Source organism: Mesorhizobium sp. CNPSo 4670, from assembly GCF_057784235.1.
In genome coordinates this window covers 31,864-53,029 of the sequence record NZ_JBWJFQ010000009.1, presented here as the reverse complement: position 1 = coordinate 53,029, position 21,166 = coordinate 31,864, and the positions used below count along the sequence as shown (strand labels likewise).

The 21,166-nt window shown below is 63.4% G+C and carries 24 protein-coding genes; 11 read left to right on the top strand and 13 right to left on the bottom strand.

Annotated features, from left to right (window positions below; all coding sequences use genetic code 11):
- Positions 1-45 precede the first annotated feature (45 nt).
- Genes sucD through mdh form a run of 5 tightly spaced genes read right to left on the bottom strand, consistent with a single transcriptional unit; the run spans position 46 to position 4,031 of the window.
- Positions 46-948, bottom strand: a complete 903-nt coding sequence (gene sucD, locus AC0ZT5_RS16645; protein WP_488497307.1) for a succinate--CoA ligase subunit alpha — start codon at positions 946-948, stop codon at positions 46-48.
- A 14-nt stretch (positions 949-962) separates the two neighbouring features.
- On the bottom strand, positions 963-1,460 hold the full coding sequence (locus AC0ZT5_RS16640) for a DUF1579 family protein (protein WP_477284434.1): 498 nt from the start codon (positions 1,458-1,460) through the stop codon (positions 963-965).
- Between the two features lie 2 nt (positions 1,461-1,462).
- Entirely contained in the window at positions 1,463-1,834 is a 372-nt protein-coding gene (locus AC0ZT5_RS16635) for a cupin domain-containing protein (RefSeq protein ID WP_488497306.1), read from the bottom strand.
- A gap of 4 nt (positions 1,835-1,838) precedes the next feature.
- The gene (gene sucC / locus AC0ZT5_RS16630; RefSeq protein ID WP_488497305.1) at positions 1,839-3,032 is read right to left on the bottom strand and encodes an ADP-forming succinate--CoA ligase subunit beta; all 1,194 of its coding nucleotides are present in this window, start codon (positions 3,030-3,032) and stop codon (positions 1,839-1,841) included.
- Between the two features lie 30 nt (positions 3,033-3,062).
- Positions 3,063-4,031, bottom strand: coding sequence for a malate dehydrogenase (gene mdh / locus AC0ZT5_RS16625; protein ID WP_095084011.1), 969 nt, complete (start codon positions 4,029-4,031; stop codon positions 3,063-3,065).
- Between the two features lie 236 nt (positions 4,032-4,267).
- Between mdh and AC0ZT5_RS16620 the strand changes: the two genes are divergently transcribed.
- Positions 4,268-4,696: a GNAT family N-acetyltransferase gene (locus AC0ZT5_RS16620; protein WP_488497304.1), complete on the top strand. Its 429-nt coding sequence runs from the start codon at positions 4,268-4,270 to the stop codon at positions 4,694-4,696.
- A 58-nt stretch (positions 4,697-4,754) separates the two neighbouring features.
- On the opposite strand, the gene zapE is transcribed toward AC0ZT5_RS16620, so the two are convergent.
- Positions 4,755-5,954, bottom strand: coding sequence for a cell division protein ZapE (gene zapE / locus AC0ZT5_RS16615; RefSeq protein WP_488497303.1), 1,200 nt, complete (start codon positions 5,952-5,954; stop codon positions 4,755-4,757).
- 80 nt (positions 5,955-6,034) lie between these two features.
- Positions 6,035-6,574 (bottom strand): protease inhibitor Inh/omp19 family protein, encoded by a 540-nt coding sequence (locus AC0ZT5_RS16610; protein ID WP_095084008.1) that lies wholly within the window; start codon positions 6,572-6,574, stop codon positions 6,035-6,037.
- A 283-nt stretch (positions 6,575-6,857) separates the two neighbouring features.
- Between AC0ZT5_RS16610 and AC0ZT5_RS16605 the strand changes: the two genes are divergently transcribed.
- From AC0ZT5_RS16605 to AC0ZT5_RS16570, 8 genes are all read left to right on the top strand, one after another.
- The gene (locus AC0ZT5_RS16605; RefSeq protein WP_488497302.1) at positions 6,858-7,868 is read left to right on the top strand and encodes an MBL fold metallo-hydrolase; all 1,011 of its coding nucleotides are present in this window, start codon (positions 6,858-6,860) and stop codon (positions 7,866-7,868) included.
- Positions 7,869-7,943: 75 nt separating this feature from the next.
- A complete protein-coding gene (locus tag AC0ZT5_RS16600) occupies positions 7,944-8,105 on the top strand; it encodes a DUF1328 family protein (protein WP_184872611.1) in 162 nt (53 codons plus the stop codon).
- A gap of 72 nt (positions 8,106-8,177) precedes the next feature.
- Entirely contained in the window at positions 8,178-9,062 is an 885-nt protein-coding gene (gene dapF / locus AC0ZT5_RS16595) for a diaminopimelate epimerase (RefSeq protein WP_488497301.1), read from the top strand.
- Complete coding sequence (gene mtaB / locus AC0ZT5_RS16590; protein WP_488497300.1) at positions 9,062-10,354, top strand: tRNA (N(6)-L-threonylcarbamoyladenosine(37)-C(2))-methylthiotransferase MtaB; 1,293 nt, start codon at positions 9,062-9,064, stop codon at positions 10,352-10,354. Before dapF ends, mtaB begins: the two co-directional genes overlap by 1 nt.
- 12 nt (positions 10,355-10,366) lie before the next feature.
- Positions 10,367-12,025, top strand: coding sequence for a signal recognition particle-docking protein FtsY (ftsY, locus tag AC0ZT5_RS16585; RefSeq protein WP_488497299.1), 1,659 nt, complete (start codon positions 10,367-10,369; stop codon positions 12,023-12,025).
- Positions 12,026-12,086: 61 nt separating this feature from the next.
- On the top strand, positions 12,087-12,761 hold the full coding sequence (locus tag AC0ZT5_RS16580; RefSeq protein ID WP_184872615.1) for a septation protein A: 675 nt from the start codon (positions 12,087-12,089) through the stop codon (positions 12,759-12,761).
- A 73-nt stretch (positions 12,762-12,834) separates the two neighbouring features.
- The gene (locus tag AC0ZT5_RS16575) at positions 12,835-13,455 is read left to right on the top strand and encodes a pyridoxamine 5'-phosphate oxidase family protein (RefSeq protein WP_488497298.1); all 621 of its coding nucleotides are present in this window, start codon (positions 12,835-12,837) and stop codon (positions 13,453-13,455) included.
- A 39-nt stretch (positions 13,456-13,494) separates the two neighbouring features.
- On the top strand, positions 13,495-14,025 hold the full coding sequence (locus AC0ZT5_RS16570) for an NADPH-dependent FMN reductase (RefSeq protein ID WP_488497297.1): 531 nt from the start codon (positions 13,495-13,497) through the stop codon (positions 14,023-14,025).
- A 2-nt stretch (positions 14,026-14,027) separates the two neighbouring features.
- On the opposite strand, the gene AC0ZT5_RS16565 is transcribed toward AC0ZT5_RS16570, so the two are convergent.
- Both AC0ZT5_RS16565 and AC0ZT5_RS16560 read right to left on the bottom strand, forming a co-directional pair.
- Positions 14,028-14,237 (bottom strand): tautomerase family protein, encoded by a 210-nt coding sequence (locus AC0ZT5_RS16565; RefSeq protein ID WP_095083999.1) that lies wholly within the window; start codon positions 14,235-14,237, stop codon positions 14,028-14,030.
- A gap of 33 nt (positions 14,238-14,270) precedes the next feature.
- Positions 14,271-15,191, bottom strand: coding sequence for an SMP-30/gluconolactonase/LRE family protein (locus AC0ZT5_RS16560; protein WP_488497296.1), 921 nt, complete (start codon positions 15,189-15,191; stop codon positions 14,271-14,273).
- A gap of 386 nt (positions 15,192-15,577) precedes the next feature.
- On the opposite strand from AC0ZT5_RS16560, the gene AC0ZT5_RS16555 reads away from it, so the two are divergent.
- Positions 15,578-15,745: a hypothetical protein gene (locus AC0ZT5_RS16555; RefSeq protein ID WP_095083997.1), complete on the top strand. Its 168-nt coding sequence runs from the start codon at positions 15,578-15,580 to the stop codon at positions 15,743-15,745.
- A gap of 159 nt (positions 15,746-15,904) precedes the next feature.
- On the opposite strand, the gene AC0ZT5_RS16550 is transcribed toward AC0ZT5_RS16555, so the two are convergent.
- The 4 genes from AC0ZT5_RS16550 to ccmA all read right to left on the bottom strand — a co-directional run bounded on the left by AC0ZT5_RS16550 (position 15,905) and on the right by ccmA (position 18,168).
- The gene (locus AC0ZT5_RS16550) at positions 15,905-16,480 is read right to left on the bottom strand and encodes a DsbE family thiol:disulfide interchange protein (RefSeq protein ID WP_488497295.1); all 576 of its coding nucleotides are present in this window, start codon (positions 16,478-16,480) and stop codon (positions 15,905-15,907) included.
- The gene (ccmD, locus tag AC0ZT5_RS16545; protein ID WP_095083995.1) at positions 16,477-16,644 is read right to left on the bottom strand and encodes a heme exporter protein CcmD; all 168 of its coding nucleotides are present in this window, start codon (positions 16,642-16,644) and stop codon (positions 16,477-16,479) included. The genes AC0ZT5_RS16550 and ccmD overlap by 4 nt, the downstream gene beginning before the upstream one ends.
- A gap of 125 nt (positions 16,645-16,769) precedes the next feature.
- Entirely contained in the window at positions 16,770-17,435 is a 666-nt protein-coding gene (ccmB, locus tag AC0ZT5_RS16540) for a heme exporter protein CcmB (RefSeq protein ID WP_488497294.1), read from the bottom strand.
- 94 nt (positions 17,436-17,529) lie between these two features.
- Positions 17,530-18,168 (bottom strand): heme ABC exporter ATP-binding protein CcmA, encoded by a 639-nt coding sequence (gene ccmA, locus AC0ZT5_RS16535; protein WP_488497293.1) that lies wholly within the window; start codon positions 18,166-18,168, stop codon positions 17,530-17,532.
- Between the two features lie 281 nt (positions 18,169-18,449).
- On the opposite strand from ccmA, the gene acnA reads away from it, so the two are divergent.
- Entirely contained in the window at positions 18,450-21,140 is a 2,691-nt protein-coding gene (gene acnA / locus AC0ZT5_RS16530; protein ID WP_488497292.1) for an aconitate hydratase AcnA, read from the top strand.
- The last annotated feature ends 26 nt before the right edge of the window (positions 21,141-21,166 follow it).

The window sequence follows — 21,166 nt, the reverse complement described above, 5'->3', positions numbered from 1 at the left end:
GCCGTTACTCCGTTTCCTATCCGCTATTCACTACTCGCTACTCATTTAACCCTTGATCGCCTCGACCAGCGTCGTGCCCAGCCGGGCAGGCGAGGGCGAAACTCTTATCCCGGCCGATTCCATCGCTGCGATCTTGTCCTCGGCGCCGCCCTTTCCGCCGGAGATGACCGCGCCTGCATGACCCATGGTGCGGCCGGCCGGCGCCGTGCGCCCGGCGATGAAGCCGGCCATCGGCTTCTTGCGGCCACGCTTGGCTTCGTCCTTGAGGAATTGCGCGGCGTCTTCCTCGGCCGAACCGCCGATCTCGCCGATCATGATGATCGACTTGGTCTCGTCATCGGCGAGGAACATCTCGAGCACGTCGATGAACTCGGTGCCCTTGACGGGGTCGCCGCCAATGCCGACGGCGGTGGTCTGGCCGAGGCCGACATTGGTGGTCTGGAACACAGCCTCATAGGTAAGTGTTCCCGAGCGCGAAACAACGCCGACTGAGCCCTTGCGGAAGATGTTTCCCGGCATGATGCCGATCTTGCATTCGTTGGGGGTGAGCACGCCCGGGCAGTTCGGTCCGATCAGCCGTGAGGCCGAGCGGTCGAGCCGCGCCTTGACCTTGATCATGTCCATCACCGGAATGCCTTCGGTGATGCAGATGATCAGCGGGATCTCGGCCTCGATCGCTTCCAGGATCGCTTCGGCGGCGCCCGCCGGCGGCACATAGACGACCGAAGCGTTGGCGCCGGTCTTTTCCTTGCCCTCGGCGACGGTGGCGAAGATCGGCAGGCTCTCGCCCTTCGAGCCGGTCCAGGTCTCGCCGCCCTTCTTGGGATGGATGCCGCCGACCATCTTGGTGCCGTGATAGGCCAGCGCCTGTTCGGTGTGGAACGTACCGGTCTTGCCGGTCAGGCCTTGCACCAGCACCTTGGTGTTCTTGTCGACGAGAATGGACATGGTGGCCCTTTTTCTTAGAAATCGTTGATCGAGGAAGGTGAGACACGGCTGTAGACGCCGCTCACCATGTCTTGCCAGACATCGCTGCCGGCAGGTTGGAACTGCAGTCGCATGCGGTAACTGTCATTGCTGTCGAAATCGTAGGTAACCCGGGCCGACCCGCGCGGCGACGAGCGCAGCAGCGTCAGCGTATTGCCATCCCAGGTGCCTGTAGCCGGTGCGGCCGGCACAAAGCCCATCGAGTCGAATTGATGCATGGTTACGACGCTGCTTTGCTGGTCGAAGCCGAATACGCTGTGCGCGCCGAACGACACCGTGCCGTCGCGGCGCTGGCGATAGCGCTGCACCACGAACAGGCCGCCAAATTCAGCCACGGCAACGGCTTCGGCCGTCGCTGTGCCGGCATCGGTCCATTGCGTGGCCGCCACATCTTCCTCGCCACGCCAAGTGCCGACCAGCGCTTGCAGGCGCTGGTGGTCGGACGAGAGCGAAGAGAAGGAGGCCGCGTTCATGGTCAGAGCCGCTTCAGATCGGCGACGGTGAGGTCGCTCTTGGCGTTGCCCGTGTTGAGCGTCGTCGCCGGCTCGAACATCAGCACCACCGGTTCCTTGCTGAGCGAACGCGGCCGGTGTTCGACGCCGCGCGGCACGACCATGAAGTCGCCCTCGCCGAGCTCGACCGGCCCGTCCCGGAAATCGATGGCTATGCGGCCGCGCAGCACGAGGAAGGCTTCGTCCTCATTGTCATGCGCATGCCAGTCGAAGATCTCGCCGAACTTGGCGACTTTCGCCTGGCTGTCGTTGACGTCGCCGGCAATATGCGGATCGAAGACCTTCTCGATCTTCGCGTCGGCCGCCTCGACGAGGTTTATCTTGCGCGGAGGCACCGGATCAGCCCTTCACCGCCGCCACGATCTTCTTGGCCGCGTCGTCCAGGTCATCGGCCGACACGACGTTGAGGCCGCTGTCGTTGATGATTTTCTTGCCGAGTTCGGCATTGGTGCCTTCCAGGCGCACCACCAGCGGCACTTCCAGGCCGACTTCCTTGACCGCGGCAATCACGCCCTCGGCGATGATGTCGCACTTCATGATGCCGCCAAAGATGTTGATCAGGATGCCCTTGACCGCCGGATCCTTGGTGATGATCTTGAACGCCGCCGTCACTTTCTCCTTGGACGCACCGCCGCCGACATCGAGGAAGTTCGCCGGTTCGGCGCCATAGAGCTTGATGATGTCCATAGTCGCCATGGCGAGGCCGGCGCCGTTGACCATGCAGCCGATATTGCCGTCGAGCGCGACATAGGCGAGGTCGTATTTCGACGCCTCGATCTCCTTCTCGTCCTCTTCGGTGGTGTCGCGCAGTTCGAGCACGTCGGGATGGCGGAACAGCGCGTTGTTGTCGAACGACACCTTGGCGTCGAGCACGCGCAGCCGGCCATTCTTCATGACAATCAGCGGATTGACCTCGAGCAGGCTCATGTCCTTCTCGACGAAGGCCTTGTAGAGGATCGGGAACAGCGTGTCGCCATCCCGGCCGGCGTCGCCATCGAGCTTCAGCGCGCCGTTGAGCGCCTTCAGATCGGCGGATGTGACGCCCTTCTCCGGGTCGATGGCGACAGTGATGATCTTTTCCGGCGTGTCGTGCGCGACCGCCTCGATGTCCATGCCGCCTTCGGTCGAGACGACGAAGGCAACGCGACCGACCGAGCGGTCGACCAGGATCGACAGATAAAGCTCGCGCTCGATGTCGGCGCCGTCCTCGATATAGAGGCGGTTGACCTGCTTGCCGGCCGCGCCGGTCTGCTTGGTCACCAGCGTATGCCCGAGCATCTCGTTGGCGTTGGCGACCACGTCGGCCACCGACTTCGCCAGCCTGACGCCGCCCTTGGCGTTAGGGCCGAGCTCCTTGAACTTGCCCTTGCCGCGGCCGCCGGCATGGATCTGGCTCTTCACCACATAGAGCGGGCCGGGCAGCGCCTTGGCGGCGGCTTCCGCCTCGCTCGCCTTGAACACCGGCACGCCTTCGGCCACGGGCGCGCCAAAGCTCTTCAGCAGCGCCTTGCCCTGATACTCATGGATGTTCATCTTCGATGTCTCCGGGTCGACTGCTGGGGGTTACTTCGAGGCGAGCTGCGGCGCGATCTTGACGCAGGCCTCGGTCAGGCCCTGCACCGTCGCCACCGAAGCGTCGAACATCTTCTGCTCGCTCTTGTTGAGGTCGATCTCGATGATGCGCTCGACGCCGCCGGCGCCGATCACCACGGGCACGCCGACATAGGTGTTCTTGACGCCATACTGGCCGGAAAGATACGCCGCGCACGGCAGCACGCGCTTCTTGTCCTTGAGATAGGCTTCCGCCATCGAGATCGCCGAGGCGGCCGGCGCGTAATAGGCCGAGCCGGTCTTGAGCAAGCCGACGATCTCGGCGCCGCCGTCGCGGGTGCGCTGGACGATCTGGTCGAGCTTTTCTTTCGAGGTCCAGCCCATCTTGATCAGGTCGGGCAGCGGGATGCCAGAAACCGTCGAATAGCGGATCATCGGCACCATGGAATCGCCATGGCCGCCGAGCACGAAGGCGGTGACGTCCTCGACCGAGACCTTGAATTCCTCTGCCAGGAAATAGCGGAAACGCGAACTGTCGAGCACGCCGGCCATGCCGACGACATGGCTTTTGGGCAGGCCCGAGAACTTCTGCAGCGCCCAGACCATGGCGTCGAGCGGGTTGGTGATGCAGATCACGAAGGCCTTCGGTGCATATTTCTTCAGGCCGGCGCCGACCTGTTCCATGACCTTGAGATTGATGCCGAGCAGGTCGTCGCGGCTCATGCCCGGCTTGCGCGGCACGCCGGCGGTGACGATGCAGACGTCGGCACCCTCGATGCCGGCATAGTCGTTGACGCCGGTGAGACGGCTGTCGAAGCCATCGACCGGCGACGACTGCGCGATATCGAGCCCCTTGCCTTGCGGGATGCCCTCGGCAATATCGAACAGCACCACGTCGCCGAGGTCCTTGAGACCGATCATGTGGGCGAGCGTGCCGCCGATCATGCCAGAGCCGATAAGCGCTATCTTGTTGCGTGCCATGTCAGGATGTTTTCCCTTTGTCAGTGACGGCGCCCAAGTCCCTGGCGACTTGGTTGGCGGCGTCGAGGAAGAGGCCGGAATGCTGCGAGGAACCCGCGGATTTTCGCCGCACCAAATAGCCTTGGTGCAGAATAAATTCAATCGATTATTTCGGAGCTAGCATTTTCAATCGGTTAGATAGATTGGGATTTACGTAAACGTCAAAGTTTGTAAGCCGACTTGAGAGAATTTACACAATGAAGATGGAAATCCGAAGGCTATTTCCGGGCGATGACGCCCTTGTGATGCAGGTCGCCGAGGACGTCTTCGACGAGCCGGTCATGCCGGATCGGCTGGCAGCCTATCTCCACGAACCCGGCCATTTCATGATCGTGGCGCTCGCCGACGGCGTGGTCGTCGGGCAATGCGCCGCCGTCATCCACCGCCACCCCGACAAGGTCAGCGAGCTCTATATCGACGAGGTCGGCGTTTCGCCGGCCTTCCAGCGCCAGGGCATCGCGCGAGACATGCTCGACGCGATGTTTGCGATTGGCCGCGAGCATGGCTGCGAGGAGGCCTGGGTCGGCACCGAGCCGGGCAATGTGCCTGCCCGCGCGCTTTATGAGTCGCGCAAGGAGCCGCATGGGCCGGCGGAAGATTTCGTGATGTATCTGTATGCGCTTTAGATATTTGGCGCCGGCGGGACAGAGGAGGGGCAGGGATCGCGACCTTCCGGAGACTATCTCAGGCCCGTGCCTGCTCCGCCTCTGGCGCTGCCTTCGCCTTGCGCCGTTCCGCCCAATCCTCCAGCCAGTCGCGGCTTTGCATCTCGATCAGGCGTGATGCCGTGCGTTCGAACTCGAAGACCTCGACGCCGCGTTTGGCTTGATAAAGCTGCGGCGGCGGGGCCGCGGCGCTAACCACCAGCCGCGCATGATGATCGTAGAGCGTGTCGATCAACAGGATGAAGCGCTTGGCCTCGTTGCGCTTGCCTTCGCCAAGCACCGGGACGTGATCGATGAAGACGGTCGAGAAGCGGCCGGCAATCGCCAGGAAATCGCGGGCGCCGAGCGGCTTTTCGCAGAGATCGGCGAAGGAAAACCGCGCCGCATCGCCGGCGGCAGCCGGCACCACCACCTGCCGTCCCTTGAGGGTCAGCGAGGTCTCGGCCGTCGGCAGGCCGCGCGTCATGGTTTGCCAGGCCTCATCGAGCATTTCGTCGGCCGCCGCATCGGCCGGCGTGACATAGACAGGCGTGCGGGCGAGCTTTTCCAGCCGGTAGTCCTTGTCGGCGTCGAGCGACAACACCCGCGCATGCCGCTCCATAATGCCGATGAATGGCAGGAAAAGCTGGCGGTTCAGACCGTCACCATAGAGATTTTCCGGCGCCACGTTCGAGGTGGCGACCAGCACAACGCCGCTCGCAAACAGCGCCGAAAACAGCCGCGACAGGATCATCGCGTCGGCAATGTCGGTGACCGAGAACTCGTCGAAGCACAGCACCCAGGCCTGCTCGGCAAGCGCCTTGGCCACCGGCGGAATCGGGTCGTCCTCCTTGACCGTGCCATCCTTGCGCGCCTGCCGGTGCTTCTGGATGCGATCCTGCACATCGGCCATGAAGTCGTTGAAATGGACCCGGCGCTTGCGGCGCACCGGCAGCAATTCGAAGAACATGTCCATCAGCATGGTCTTGCCGCGGCCAACGCCGCCATGGATGTAGAGGCCTTTGACGGCCTCATGCGTCTCGCGCTTGCGGGCGAACAGCCAGCCAAGCGCACTGGATTTGTGCGCCAGCCGCTTGGCCGAAATCTCGTCGGTCAGCCGGTCGAGCGCGGCGGCGATCCGCTCCTGCGCCGGATCGCGTTCGATCGCGCCGGTTTCCACCAGATGGTCGTAGCGCTGCCTGACGGTCGCATGGGTCTGGAGGCCGTCACGCAGATGCATCGGTCACGTCGTTGTCGAGCAATTCCAGGAAAAAGCGGTTTTCGTCAGGAATTGCGTAAAAACAAATAAGGGGCGGTCGCCTACCTTGTAAGCGAAATCGCCTGGCCGTTGGAAGTCTGGCCGTCGAATTTCGAGCCGCCCGACGAATAGAGCCGCGCCAGCGTTCCGCCATTTTCGTCATAGAGCGTCAGCTGCTTGCCGGCGACATTCCACGACTTGATGCCGTCGATCGGCGCCGGGCAGTGCAACGGTCCGGCGCGGAAGCCGGCGCCGAACTTGGTCTGCGGGGTCGCCACCTTGCAGCTCTGGCCCGAAACGCTGGCATTCCAGACACCGGCGACGCTGGCCGCGGTCAGGTCCGCGGCGCCCGCGGGCGCCGAGCCGTCCGGCGGCAAGGATGCCACCTGCGTATTGCCAGGCGCGGTCGGGAATTTCGACGGGTCGGTGGCGCCCGGTGCTGCCGGCGGCGGCAGCTGATTGGCGGTCACCTGGCCGGCCGGTGCCGGCTGCAGCGGTGCTGGTTGCTGGTCGTCCATCGACGAGAACCGTGAGGTCGAACAGCCACTCGCAACGAGCGCCGCCAGCGATACGGCCACCAGGCCGCTTTTCGAAAAAATCATTCCAACCTCCGTCGGATTCGGCTGGGGGGCGCCGTCCGCACAATCTCACCCCCACCAAGATGGAGAAGGTGGCGAAATTTCAACCCGATATGGTTAAAATACGGTTTGCGCCAAGATTTGTTGCAAATTTATCGCAGTCGCGGCGTCACCGGTCGCCTGTCGATCCCAACCCTTGGGGATCTCGTCACGCCATACCGGCCCAAAGCGTCCGGTACGCCAAATGCTTGCGCCGGGCGGCATTGGTCCTATCTCTTGGAAACCGAAACCTGCTGGAGCTGCAAAATTGGCCGCGAGAAAGAGGGCTGCCAACCGTTACTACAGCGGCCCACCCAGCGATCATTTCGACGGAACCTTGTTCTTCAATCCCGACGGCCAGCCACCCGGCCGCTTCGCCGACCTGCTGAAATGGCAGCTGAGCGGCAAGCGCTCGAAATGGCCTGCGCCCGCTCCGAACCCCTTTCCGCAGGCAAAACCGGCGACACGGATCGAAGGCGCGGCTCTGCAAGTGACCATGGTCGGTCATTCCACCCTGCTGATCCAGACGGCCGGCCTCAACATCCTCACCGATCCGGTCTGGTCGCCGCGTGTATCGCCGCTCTCCTTTGCCGGACCGAAACGGATCAACCCGCCAGGCATCGCCTTTGCCGACCTGCCGCCTGTCGACCTCGTCCTGGTCAGCCACAACCATTACGACCATCTCGACCTCGCCACGCTGAAGCGCATGAAGGCCAGTCACGACCCGCTGGTGATCACCCCGCTTGGCAACGATGCGCTGATTGGCGATGCGGTTCCCGGCATGCGGCTGTCGGCGCATGACTGGGGCGACAGGGTCGAGATAGGCGACGGCGTCGCCGTCCATGTCGAGCCGGTGCACCACTGGTCGGCGCGTGGCGCCCGCGACCGGCGCATGGCGTTGTGGGCCGGCTTCGTCATCGAGACGCCGGACGGCAACGTCTATTTTGCCGGCGACACCGGCTTCCACGATGGCATCAACTACCGGCTGATGGCTGAAAAGCATGGCGGCTTCCGTTTCGCCATCCTGCCGATCGGCGCCTATGAGCCGCGCTGGTTCATGGCGCCGCAGCACCAGAACCCCGAAGAGGCCGTGCACGGCATGAAACTGTGCAACGCCGCCTATGCCGCCGGCTGCCACTGGGGCACCTTCCAGCTCACCGACGAACCGATCGACGAGCCGGCCCGGAAATTGACCGAGGCGCTCGACGATCAAGGCATCCCGCGGCAGCGTTTTCGCGCCTTGCGGCCCGGCGAGGTCTGGGACGTGCCAGCCATCTAGCCGAGCAGCCCGCCAAGGAACCCAGATTGCTGAAACGCGTTGCTTCCCCAACGCAATTTGGCGTGGAGCCTATCCATGATCAAATGGATCATCATTCTGCTGATCGTCGCCGCGGCGGCGAGCCTGCTCGGTATGCCGGCGCTGGCAGGAGCCGCCGCCACCGGCGCGCGCATCCTCATCGGCATTGTTCTGGTCATCTTCCTGCTGGTGATGCTCGGCATCTTCGCGGTGACGTAAGCCTGCTCCGCACTGGTAATTCCTGCTCGTTTCCGCCATATAGCGCCAAACGGACACGGAATTCGCGGAGCAATGGCCAGCACTGCCCCTTTCGCCAAGATGAACGGCATCGGCAACGAGATCATCGTTGCCGACATGCGTAGCCGTGCCGATCGGGTGACGGCGGCCGCGGCAATCTCTTTGAACGCCGATGCCGCGACCAGGTTCGACCAGATCATGGCGATCCACGACGCCAGGACGCCGGGCACCGCCTTTTTCATCGACATCTTGAATTCCGACGGCTCCAAGGCGCAGGCTTGCGGCAACGGCATGCGCTGCGTCGTCCAGGCGCTCGCCGCCGAAACCGGCCAGAAGGTCTTCACCTTCGAGACCGTCGCCGGCATCCTCAACGCACGCGAACATGCCGATGGGTCGATCTCGGTCGATATGGGCAGACCGCGTTTCGGCTGGCAGGATATTCCGCTGGCCGAGGAATTCCACGATACGCGCATGATCGAGCTGCAGATCGGCCCGATCGACGCGCCGGTTCTGCATTCGCCCTCGGTCGTCTCCATGGGCAACCCGCACGCCATCTTCTGGGTCGACCGCGACGTCTGGTCCTATGAGCTCGACCGCTTCGGGCCGCTGCTCGAGAACCATCCGATGTTTCCCGAGCGCGCCAACATCACCATCGCCGAGGTTACCTCACCCGACACCATGGTCATCCGCACCTGGGAGCGCGGCGCCGGCCTGACCAAGGCCTGCGGCTCGGCCGCATGCGCATCGGTCGTGGCGGCGGCCCGCACCAACCGGACCGGCCGCAGCGTCAGCCTGATGACGCCCGGCGGCGGCTCGCTGCATGTCGATTGGCTTGAAAATGACCACGTCATCCTGACCGGTGCCGCCGAATGGGAGTTTTCCGGCAGGTTCGATCCGTCGACCGGCGCCTGGGCCCGCGACACCGAAAGCGCGGCCTGATGGCCTCCCAGGGTATCGATGTCGTCACCTTCGGCTGCCGGCTGAACACCTATGAGTCCGAGGTTATGCGGCGCGAGGCGGAAAGCGCTGGCCTTGGCGCACTGGAAGGCGGCGCCGTGATCTTCAACACCTGCGCCGTAACCGGCGAGGCGGTGCGCCAGGCCAAGCAGGCGATCCGCAAGGCGCGCCGCGACAACCCCGCAGCGCGCATCATCGTCACCGGCTGCGCCGCCCAGACCGAACCGCAGAATTTCGCCGCCATGGACGAGGTCGACCTCGTGCTTGGCAATGAGGAGAAGCTGAAGGCGAACTCCTATCGCGCACTGCCGGATTTCGGCGTCAACGACACCGAGAAGGCACGCGTCAACGACATCTTTTCGGTGCGCGAGACCGCCGGCCACATGGTCGACGCCATCGAGGGCAGGGTGCGCGCCTTCGTCCAGGTGCAGAACGGCTGCGACCATCGCTGCACCTTCTGCATCATTCCCTACGGCCGCGGCAACTCGCGCTCGGTGCCGATGGGCGCCGTGGTCGAGCAGGTCAAGCGCCTCGCCGGCAATGGCTATGCCGAAATCGTGCTGACCGGCGTCGACATGACCAGTTTTGGCGCCGACCTGCCGGGTGCCCAAAAGCTCGGCAAGCTTGTGAAAACCATCCTCAGGCAGGTGCCCGATGTAAGGCGGCTGCGGCTGTCGTCCATCGATTCGATCGAGGCCGACGACGATTTGCTCGACGCCATCGCCACCGAGCCGCGGCTGATGCCGCATCTGCATCTGTCGCTGCAGTCCGGTGACGACATGATCCTGAAGCGCATGAAGCGTCGGCATCTGCGCGACCAGTCGATCCGCTTCTGCGAGGATGTGCGCAAGTTGCGCCCCGGCGTCGTCTTCGGCGCCGACATCATTGCCGGCTTTCCGACCGAAACGGATGACATGTTCGAAAACTCGGAAAAAATCGTCGAGGAATGCGGACTGACGCATCTACATGTCTTCCCGTTCAGCCCGCGCGAAGGCACGCCCGCCGCGCGCATGCCGCAGGTACGGCGCGAATTGGTCAAGCAGCGCGCCGCCCGGCTGCGTGCCGCCGGTGAAGCTGCGTATCGGCGCCATCTGTCCTCGCTTTCCGGAACCCGCCAGTCGATCCTGATCGAACGCAACGGCCTCGGCCGCACCGAAGGGTTTACGCTGGCCGTACTCGGCGCGGGCGAGCCGGGCGAGATCGTCGAGGCCGATATCACTGGCCATGATGGTATCAGGCTGATCGCGGCGCCCCTTGCCGCCCGCGCCGCCTGAGAAACGCAAAGCATGGCTGGATTTTTCAAGAAGATATTTTCGTTCGGCCAGAGGGAAGTGGTCGAGGAGCGCGTCGACGAGACCGCCCCGCTGCCGCCGATCAAATGGGAAGCGCTCGATGCGCTGAAGCCGGCGGCCGAACAGGTCGTTCCGGAATTTCTGAAGCGCGACGAGTCGCAGGCCGAAGTGGAAACTGCGCCGACGCCGACGGTCGAGCCGGAGGCAATTCCCGCGCCGGAACCGTCGCCTGTCGAGCAACCGGCGCCAGAGCCGGCGCCGATCATTCCGCCGGAGCCGGAAATCCAGCCTGAGCCTGCCCCGGTCGAAGAGCCGCAGCCGGTCGGACCGGAAGCGCCCGTCGAGGAGCCTGCGCCGGAGGAGATCCCGGCCGCGCCTGTGGTGCCTGAGCCGATTCCCGAACCGGAGCCGCCGGAAATTCCCGCGCCGGAGCAGCCGGAAATCGACCCGCCGCAACCGGAGACACAGCCGGAGCCTGTGCCTGTTGAAGTGCCGGCGCCACCGGTCGAGGCTCCGGCCGAAACGCCGGCACCCGAAATCCCGCCGGCCGAGATTTCGCCTCCCATTCGCCAGCCGGCCCCGATCGAGCAGCAACAGGTGCGCGCCGAGATCGCGCCCGAACCGCAGGCCGTGCCGCAACCTGCGCCAAAACCCGTTCCCGCTCCCGGCAAGGTGACGGTCGCCAAGAAGGTCGAGCAGAAGGCCGAGCCGCAGAAAGCGCCGGAACCGGCGCCGAGGCGCTCTTGGTTCCAGCGCATGAGGGACGGGCTTGCCCGCTCGTCGCGCGAACTCACCGGCAACATCGCCGGCGTCTTCACGAAGCGCAAGCTGGACGAAGAGACCCTGCAGGACCTGGAGGATGTGCTGATCCGCGCCGATCTCGGCATGGAGACCGCCCTGCGCGTCACCGACGCGCTGGCTTCCAGCCGCTACGGCAAAGATGTCTCGGACACCGAGGTTCGCGCCATCATGGCAGCCGAGGTGGAAAAGGTGCTGAGCCACGTCGCCATGCCGCTGGAGCTCGATCTCTCGCACAAGCCGCATGTCATCCTGGTGGTCGGCGTCAACGGCACCGGCAAGACCACCACGATCGGCAAGCTGGCGGCCAAGCTGACCGATGGCGGCCTGTCGGTGATGTTGGCTGCCGGCGACACGTTCCGCGCCGCCGCGATCGAGCAATTGAAGATCTGGGGCGAGCGGACGAAATCGCCGGTCATCGCTTCCAAGCTCGGCGCCGATGCCGCGGGGCTGGCCTATGACGCCTTCGAGAAGGCCAAGGAAGCCGGCTCCGACGTGCTAATCATCGACACCGCCGGCCGCCTGCAGAACAAGACCGAACTGATGGCCGAACTCGAAAAGATCGTGCGCGTGCTGGGCAAGCTAGACCCGGAAGCACCGCACACCGTGTTGCAGACGGTCGACGCCACCACCGGCCAGAACGCACTCAACCAGGTCGAGATCTTCCGCAATGTCGCCGGCGTCAACGGCCTGGTGATGACCAAGCTGGACGGCACGGCGCGTGGCGGTATTCTGGTGGCGATAGCGGCAAAGCACAAATTGCCTGTCTATTTCATCGGCGTCGGCGAACAGGTCGACGACCTCGAACCTTTTTCAGCAAGCGAATTCGCCAGGGCGATCGCTGGAGTTGCCTGACAAGCATATCCCAAAAAGCTGCAGGCTTTTTGGATCAGATTGTGCGTAAGAAAGAAGACCTATGAACCCACCCATTCTCGAACGCGATCCGTCCGATCCGCAAAAGCAGAAGAAGGAAGGCGTCAATCCGCTGCTCAAGCTGGTGCTGGAGCTGGGGCCGTTGATGGTGTTCTTCTTCGCCAATGCGCGCGGCGAGTGGCTGGTGGGGAAATTCCCTGTCCTGGCCGAATTCGGCGGGCCGATCTTCGTCGCCACCGGCCTGTTCATGGCCGCCACGGCAATCGCACTCATCGCCTCATGGCTTCTGATGCGCACCTTGCCGATCATGCCGATGGTGTCTGGCGTCGTCGTCTTCATCTTCGGCGCGCTGACGCTCTATCTGCAGGACGACATCTTCATCAAGATGAAGCCGACCATCGTCAACACGCTGTTCGGCGGCGTGCTGCTCGGCGGCCTCTACTTCGGCAAGTCGCTACTCGGCTATGTCTTCGATTCGGCCTTCAGCCTCGACGCCGAGGGCTGGAGGAAACTGACCTTCCGCTGGGGTCTGTTCTTCCTGTTCCTGGCCCTTGCCAATGAAGTGGTGTGGCGGAATTTCTCCACCGACGCCTGGGTTACCTTCAAGGTTTGGGGCATCATGCCGATCACGCTCCTGTTTACTTTCAGCCAGATGCCGCTGATCCTCCGCCATTCGCTCGAGGACAAAGCCGGGAAGGAAGAGAAAGCCGGTAAATAAAGCAATTCCCGGGAAATGCGCCTACCGCTTTCCCTCATTGGATTGCGTCAAACAAAGCTCTGGAGAGAGGGCCATGGAATTCGTCAAGACGCGCGATGAACTGAGGACGATCTACAAGACGCCGCGACCGACCGATGGCTCGATCCGCAAGGAATTGAAGGCGCTTGACGGCCATTGCCGCTCCTTCATCGGCAAGAGCCCCTTCGTGCTGATCGGTTCGTCCGACGGCGTCGGCAATGCCGATGTGACGCCGAAGGGCGACAGGCCCGGCTTCGCCGCCGTTCTCGACGACAGCACCATCGCCATCCCCGACCGGCCCGGCAACAACCGGCTGGATACGCTGGAAAACATCCTCGTGAATCCGTCGGTCGGGCTGCTGTTCCTCATTCCCGGCATGAACGAGACGCTGCGCGTCAACGGCGACGCGCGCATTACCGTCGACGCGACCTTGCGCGAACGGCTCGCCGTTGACGGCAAGCAACCGCAAAGCGTCGTAGTCGTCTCCGTCAAGGCCGCCTACATGCATTGCGCCAAGGCCTTCATGCGCTCGGATCTGTGGAAGCCGGAAACCTGGTACGACCGCGCGACGCTGCCGACGCTCGGCCAGATTCTGCACGACCAACTGGCGGTGGCCGATTCGGCCGAGGCGACCGACCGCTGGCTGGACGACGCTTACAAGCAGACCATGTGGTAGGCTTTGGGAACGACGATTCGTCCTGACTGGTTCCAATCCTTGCTGAACATTCTTGCCATCTCCGGCAGCCTGCGGGCGACCTCCACCAATTCCGCGCTGGTCGCGGCCCTGGCGCGGAATGCTCCCCCCGGCTGTCGGGTCACAGTCTATGACCGGCTTGGTCGTCTGCCGATCTTCAATCCCGACGATGAGGGCGAGCGGACGCCGCTCGAGGCATCCGAACTGATCGACGCGGTCACTCAAGCCGACGGCGTCATCGTCTCCTGTCCGGAATATGCCCATGGTGTGCCGGGCGGGCTGAAAAACGCCCTCGACTGGCTGGTGTCGCGCGACGCCGCTGTCGAGAAGCCCGCGATGCTGGTGCACGCCTCGCGGCGTTCGCTGTTTGCCCGCGCCGCGCTGACCGAGATCATGCGCACGATGTCGTTTGCGCTTTGCGAAGATGTGCTGGAGATCTCCCTGCTCGGCAAGAAGCCACCGGAGGTGGAGACCATCCTGGCTGAGCCGGAAAACCGGCTGGCAATGCACAATGCGCTGTCCGCTTTCGCGGACTTCATCGCCAGCCGCTGAGACTACTTCTTGCTTCTCAGTGTCTCTACATCGGTCTTGCCGACATACCAGTCGCGGGCGTTGACCTCCTCGAACACCACCCAGACATCGTCATTGCTGAGGCCGGTGGCGTCCATGATGGCGGCCGTGACTTTCTTGGCTATGTCCGCCTTCTTGCCCGCCGGATCGGCGGCGATCACTTCCTTGACGATGCGGATGTTGACGAATGGCATGATTTCCTCCCCTTCGATTTTGTTGATGGCAGCTCAGTACGTTTTGGCGCCGTTGACCATCAGCCGCACCATGTAGAGTGAGGTGGTGCCGGCTATATAGAGGCAATTCCGCTTGTTGCCGCCGAACACGCAATTGGCGGTCACTTCCGGCACCTTGACCTTGCCGATCAGCGTCCCGTCCGGATCGTAGCAGTGGATGCCGTCGGCCGCACTGGTCCAGATGCGGCCGTCCTCATCGAGCCTGAAGCCGTCGAACAGGCCGGCCGTGCAGTCGGCGAAGACCTTTTCGCCCGACACCTTCTTGCCGCCCTTGCCGACATTGAACACCCGTATATGGGCAGGATCCTGCGCGCCATGCGTGCGGCCGGTGTCGGCGACATAGAGCTTGCTCTCGTCGAGCGAGAAGGCAAGGCCGTTGGGCCTGACCATGTCGGTGATGACGGCCTCGACTTCGCCGGTGCCGGGGTCGACCCGGTAGACGTAGCAGGCGCCGATCTCGCTTTCGGCCTTGTCGCCCTCATAGTCGGTGTCGATGCCGTAGCTCGGATCGGTGAACCAGATCGAGCCATCCGACTTGACCACCGCATCGTTGGGCGAATTCAGCCGCTTGCCGCGCCATTTGGTGGCAATGGTGGTGACCGAGCCGTCGAATTCGGTACGGCTGACGCGGCGGCCCGAATGCTCGCAGGTCACCAGCCGGCCCTGCCGGTCGACGGTGTTGCCGTTGGAATTGCCGGAGGGCTGACGGAAGACGCTGACATTGCCGTCCGTCTCGTCGTAGCGCAGCATGCGGTTGTTGGGGATATCCGACCAGACGACGTAGCGGCCGGCGGCGAACCAGGCTGGCCCTTCCGCCCATTGGCATCCGGTGAACAGCTTTTCCACTTGCGCGTTGGAATTGAACAGCCGCGCGAAACGCGGATCAAGAATTTCGTAATAATCTGCGGCGGCCATACTTTTTCTCCCGGCATTTAGGTCGGGCGCATGATCCCGAAAAATCGATTCCGATTTCGGAAAGGATCATGCGCAAAATGAAAGTGCTACAGCGTTCCTTGCACGCCCGGAAGGACGCGGCGCTGCAGGCGCGATCAAGCCAGCCGGAAATCGATCTGGCAAGATCGATGATGAGGCTTCACCGTATCTTGACGTCTCAAGGCAGGCAGGAAGCGATGCCACCTCATCAGAACTGTCAGTAAGAGCCGGTTAACCGGCTATGCGCTGCGTGCAATGGTGCATTGCAACATCTTCTTTTTGCAATGCACCACTACTATGTCATGCTTCGTATCGATCAAGGGAGGAACAACCGGCCGCCAGAAACGCGGCACAGAAGGAACCTTGCTATGATCTTCAACGATCTCATGACCCGCGCTCGCACCAGCATTGCCAAGCGCAAGCACTACAACCGCCTCGTCGCCGAAATCGACAGCTTTTCCAGCCGCGATCTGGCCGACATGCGCGCCGACCGTTCGGAAATGCTTTACCAGGTCCACAAGCAGATCTACGGCTGATCTCAGGTCTATTGCTCGGCGCCGCCCAGGCGCGTTGAGATTCAGGTCAGGCCGAGCCGAGATTGGTGGGTTCCGAGAACCGGAGTGGAGCGTACTTTTGAGTACGTGAGCACCGGAAGCAAAGGAAGCCGCCTTTTGCAGGCCGGTATCGTCTGAATATCAATGCGCCGCCAGTGCCTTGTCGATCTGCGGCAACAACACCATCCGTGCCGCCTCGGCCGTCAGCGGACCGACATACTTGTAGGCGATCTTGCCATCCTTGCCGATGACGAAGGTTTCCGGCACGCCATAGACGCCCCAGTCGATCGCCGTGCGGCCGGCTTCGTCGACCCCTATCGCCTGGAAAGGATTGCCGAGATCGCCGAGGAACCGGCGGGCGTTTTCCGGTTGGTCCTTGTAGTTCAGCGCCGCCATCACGAAACGCTTGTCCTGCGCCAATGCCAGCAGCACCGGGTGCTCTTCGCGGCACGGCGCGCACCATGACGCAAAGACGTTGACCAGCGTGACCTTGCCGGCGAAGGATTTCGAATCGAGCCCGGGCAAGTTGATGCCCTCCAGCTCCGGTAGGTTGGTCTGGGGCGCCGGCAGGCCGATCAACGCCGACGGCACTTCCGAAACATCGCGCCCCGACAACAGCTGCGCCAGGAACAGTCCGGCCAGGCCGAGGAAGACCAGCAGCGGCAAAATCACGAACAGGCGGCGACTGCGGGGCGGCGTTTCCGTCTCTGTGCTCATGGCTTGGCACCCTTGTCGGAACGCCGCCGCACGCCTGACGCTTCCAGTTCGGCGAGCTCGCGCTTGCGCGCCCGCTGGTCGAGCAGGATCCAGCCGACCAGCCCGGCCAGGACCACGGCGGTGATCGTATAGGCGGCCGTCACGTAGAGGGCGTGCGCGCTCATGCGGCAGGCCCCGCCAAGGTGCCACTTTCCAAACCGGTCATGTCGCCCAATTCGAACATGCCTTCCCTTAGCCCCGCACCATCGGCTTCGCAATCGGTCGCCGCGCCGCAGCCTTTGATGTCACCTCAATCCGTTCCATGACGCAGCGCCAGCGCCGCGGCCACCGGGCCCAGCACCGCAAGAAACAGGGTCAGCGCGGCAAGAATGAGGAAGGGCTGCAGAAACGGAGCGGGATTGGCCGTCGCGCCGTAGCTCGCCGAAACGCCGAAGATCAGCACCGGGATGGTCAGCGGCAGCACCAGCACCGAGATCAGCAGCCCGCCACGCGGCAGCGCCACCGCCACCGCCGCACCGGCCGCCCCGATAAAGGTGATCGCCGGCGTGCCGACCAGCAGCGTCAGCGCCGTGGCGCCGATGCTGAGCGGCTCCATGTTCATGAACAGGCCAAGCAAGGGCGCGGCGACCACCAGCGGCAGCACGCTGCCCGCCCAATGCGCCAGGCATTTGGTCAGCACCGTCAAGGCCAGCATGTGGCGATCGTTGCCCAGAACCAGCAGATCGAGCGAACCGTCCTCGCGGTCGGCCTGGAACAGCCGGTCAAGGCCAAGCAGGCAAGAGAGCAGCGCGCCGATCCACAGGATCGCCGGCCCGATGCGGGCAAGCAGCTTGAGGTCAGGCCCGACCCCAAACGGGATGGTGGCGATGACGGCGAGGAAGAAGATGACGCCAGTCAAAGCCCCGCCGCCGGCACGGATGTTCAGGCGGATGTCGCGCAGGAAGAGGGCTAGCATGGGCGAGGCGTCACAGTGCGTCGAACACCTTCTTTCCGAAGATGGCGGGGGAGATGTCCGGCAGGACTGAGGGGGGTGGGCGGAAACACCGACATTACTCGCCCATCCTCAACTCCTTCGCCCCATCCAGTCCCAGCGGCAAATGCGTTGCCGCAACGATCATGCCACCTTCTCCGCAATGCTTCCCCATCAGCTGCGCAAATCGCCCCTCCGAAGCCTTGTCCAGTCCCGCCGTCGGCTCATCGAGCAGCCATAGCGGCCGGTGGCTGACCAGCAGTTTGGCGATCGCCGCGCGCCGCCGTTGTCCGGTCGAGAGATAGCCGAAGGGCAGGTGGCCGATGCCGCCCAGCCCGACGGTTTCCAGAGCTTCTTCGACGTCGGCATGTCCATCGCCATTGAAAGACCGCCAGAAGCGCAGATTTTCCGCCACGCTGAGCACCGGCTTCATTGCGTTCTGGTGACCTAGGTAATGACAGGCCGACGCGATCGACGGAAATGCCTCGCCCCTGTCTTCAATCTCCACAACGCGTTCAATCTTCACAACGCCTTCGATCCGCACGCTGCCTTCGGCCACCGGCAGCAGCCCGGCGATGACCCGCAACAGGGTCGATTTGCCGGCACCATTCGGCCCGGTGACGACCAGCGCCTGCCCGTCCTCCAGGGCAAAGCCGATGCCGGAAAACACCGTGTCGCCGCCGCGTTCGCCGCCCAGATTTTCGGCGATCAGCCGCATCCCTCGCCTGCCTTGAAAATCATGTGTCGCGGTAGCTGCCGCATCGCACAAATTTGCTTTGCAACTGTCTAGAACTATTCCAGAAAATTCTCTATATGCGGTGCATCCGTGCCAGCGGTCGGCGCGGGAACAGAATTAGCGCCGAACCAGCGCACGCGCCGCCTTGAACGGCTCGGGTTGCTTGGGAACGGACAGCGGAAATGGCCGTACCCGCACCTTTGCGCGTGATTGCATGCCATCGGCGTCCGTTCCCTTTCAGGCTGAACAGACAAGGATCGCACGTGTCAAAATCCCTCGACAGTTTCAATTGCCGCCGCACACTGACCGCAAGCGGTACGGAGTATGTCTATTTCGATCTCATCGAGGCCGAGAAGAACGGCCTCACCGGCATTGCCCAGCTGCCCTATTCGATGAAGGTGCTGCTGGAGAACCTGCTGCGCAACGAAGACGGCCGCTCCGTCACCAAGGAATCGATCCAGGCGGTTGCCGGCTGGCTGACCGACAAGGGCACCGCCGGCGTCGAGATCGCCTATCGCCCGGCCCGTGTGCTGATGCAGGATTTCACCGGCGTTCCGGCCGTGGTCGACCTTGCCGCCATGCGCGACGCCATGGCCTCGCTCGGCGGCGATCCGCAGAAGATCAACCCGCTGGTTCCCGTCGACCTCGTCATCGACCATTCCGTCATCGTCGATGAATTCGGCACGCCGCTGGCCTTCGCGCGCAATGTCGAGCTCGAATACGAGCGCAACGAGGAGCGCTACAAGTTCCTGAAATGGGGCCAGCAGGCGTTCCGCAACTTCCGTGTCGTGCCGCCCGGCACCGGTATCTGCCATCAGGTCAACCTCGAATATCTCGGCCAGGTGGTGTGGACCAACACCGAGGACGGCGAAACCACCGCCTATCCCGACACCTGCGTCGGCACCGATTCGCACACCACGATGATCAACGGCCTTGGCGTGCTCGGCTGGGGCGTCGGCGGCATCGAGGCCGAGGCGGCCATGCTCGGCCAGCCTGTCTCCATGCTGTTGCCCGAGGTTATCGGCTTCCGCCTCACCGGCAAGCTGAAGGAAGGCGTCACCGCCACCGACCTCGTGCTCACCGTCACCCAGATGCTGCGCAAGAAGGGCGTCGTCGGCAAGTTCGTCGAGTTCTTCGGCCCCGGCCTGTCCAACATGACGCTGGCCGACCGCGCCACCATCGGCAACATGGCACCCGAATACGGCGCTACCTGCGGCTTCTTCCCGGTCGACAGCGAAACCATCCGCTATCTCACAATGTCCGGCCGCAGCGAGGATCGCATCGCGCTGGTCGAGGCCTATTCGAAGGCGCAAGGCCTGTGGCGCGACACCGGCTCGGCCGACCCGGTGTTCACCGACCTGCTCGAGTTGGAACTTGGTTCAGTCGTGCCGTCGATGGCCGGCCCCAAGCGGCCCGAAGGCCGCGTCGCGCTGGAAGGCATTCCGGAAGGCTTCGCCAAGGCGATGGAGACCGAATACAAGAAGGCCGCCGAGATCCACAAGCGCTACGCCGTCGAAGGCACCGACCACGATCTCGGCCATGGCGACGTCGTCATTGCCGCCATCACCTCCTGCACCAACACCTCGAACCCGAGCGTGCTGATCGGCGCCGGCTTGCTCGCCCGCAACGCCAACCGCCTTGGTTTGAAGCAGAAGCCGTGGGTCAAGACCTCGCTGGCCCCCGGCAGCCAGGTGGTCGCCGAATATCTGGAAAAGTCAGGCCTGCAGAAGGAGCTCGACCAGATCGGCTTCAACCTGGTCGGCTTCGGCTGCACCACCTGCATCGGCAATTCCGGCCCGCTGCCGGCGCCGATCTCGAAGACCATCAATGAAAAAGGCCTGATTGCTGCCGCGGTCCTGTCCGGCAACCGCAACTTCGAAGGCCGCGTCTCGCCCGACGTGCAGGCGAACTATCTCGCCTCGCCGCCGCTGGTCGTCGCGCACGCGTTGGCTGGAACCGTCACCAAGGACCTCACCACGGAGCCGATCGGCGACGACAAGAACGGCAATCCGGTCTACCTCAAGGATATCTGGCCGAGCTCGGCCGAGATCCAGGAGTTCATCGAGAAGAACGTCACCCGCGAGCTGTTCGCCCGCAAATATGCCGACGTCTTCAAGGGCGACGAATACTGGCAGAACGTCGAGGCGCCGGAAGGCCAGACCTACACCTGGGACGACAACTCGACCTATGTGCAGAACCCGCCCTATTTCGCCGGCATGACCGCCGGTTTCGGCAAGATCGGCGACATCAAGGGCGCCCGCGTGCTCGGCCTGTTCGGCGACAAGATCACCACCGACCACATCTCGCCGGCCGGTTCGATCAAGGCGGCCTCGCCGGCCGGCAAATATCTCACCGACCATGGCGTCGGCGTCGCCGACTTCAACCAGTACGGCACGCGGCGCGGCAACCACGAGGTGATGATGCGCGGCACCTTCGCCAACATCCGCATTCGCAACCACATGCTGGGCGAGAATGGCCGCGAGGGCGGCTACACCATCCACTACCCGTCGAAGGAAGAGGAATCGATCTACGACGCGGCCATGGAATACAAGAAGGAAGGCGTGCCGCTGGTGATCTTCGCCGGTGTCGAATACGGCAACGGCTCGTCGCGCGACTGGGCGGCCAAGGGCACCAATCTGCTCGGCGTGCGCGCCGTCATCGCCCAGTCCTTCGAGCGCATCCATCGCTCGAACCTGGTCGGCATGGGTGTCATCCCCTTCGTCTTCGAAGACGGCATGTCCTGGGCGTCGCTCAACCTGAAAGGCGACGAGCTGGTCGAGATCGACGGGCTGAGCACCATCAAGCCGCGCCAGACGATGACCGCCAAAATCACCTATGGCGACGGCACGGTGAAGAACGTGCCGATCATCTGCCGGATCGATACGCTGGACGAACTCGACTACTTCAAGAACGGCGGCATCCTGCAATACGTGCTGCGCGATCTGGCGGCATAGTGAGGGAATAGGGCAGTAGGGCAGTA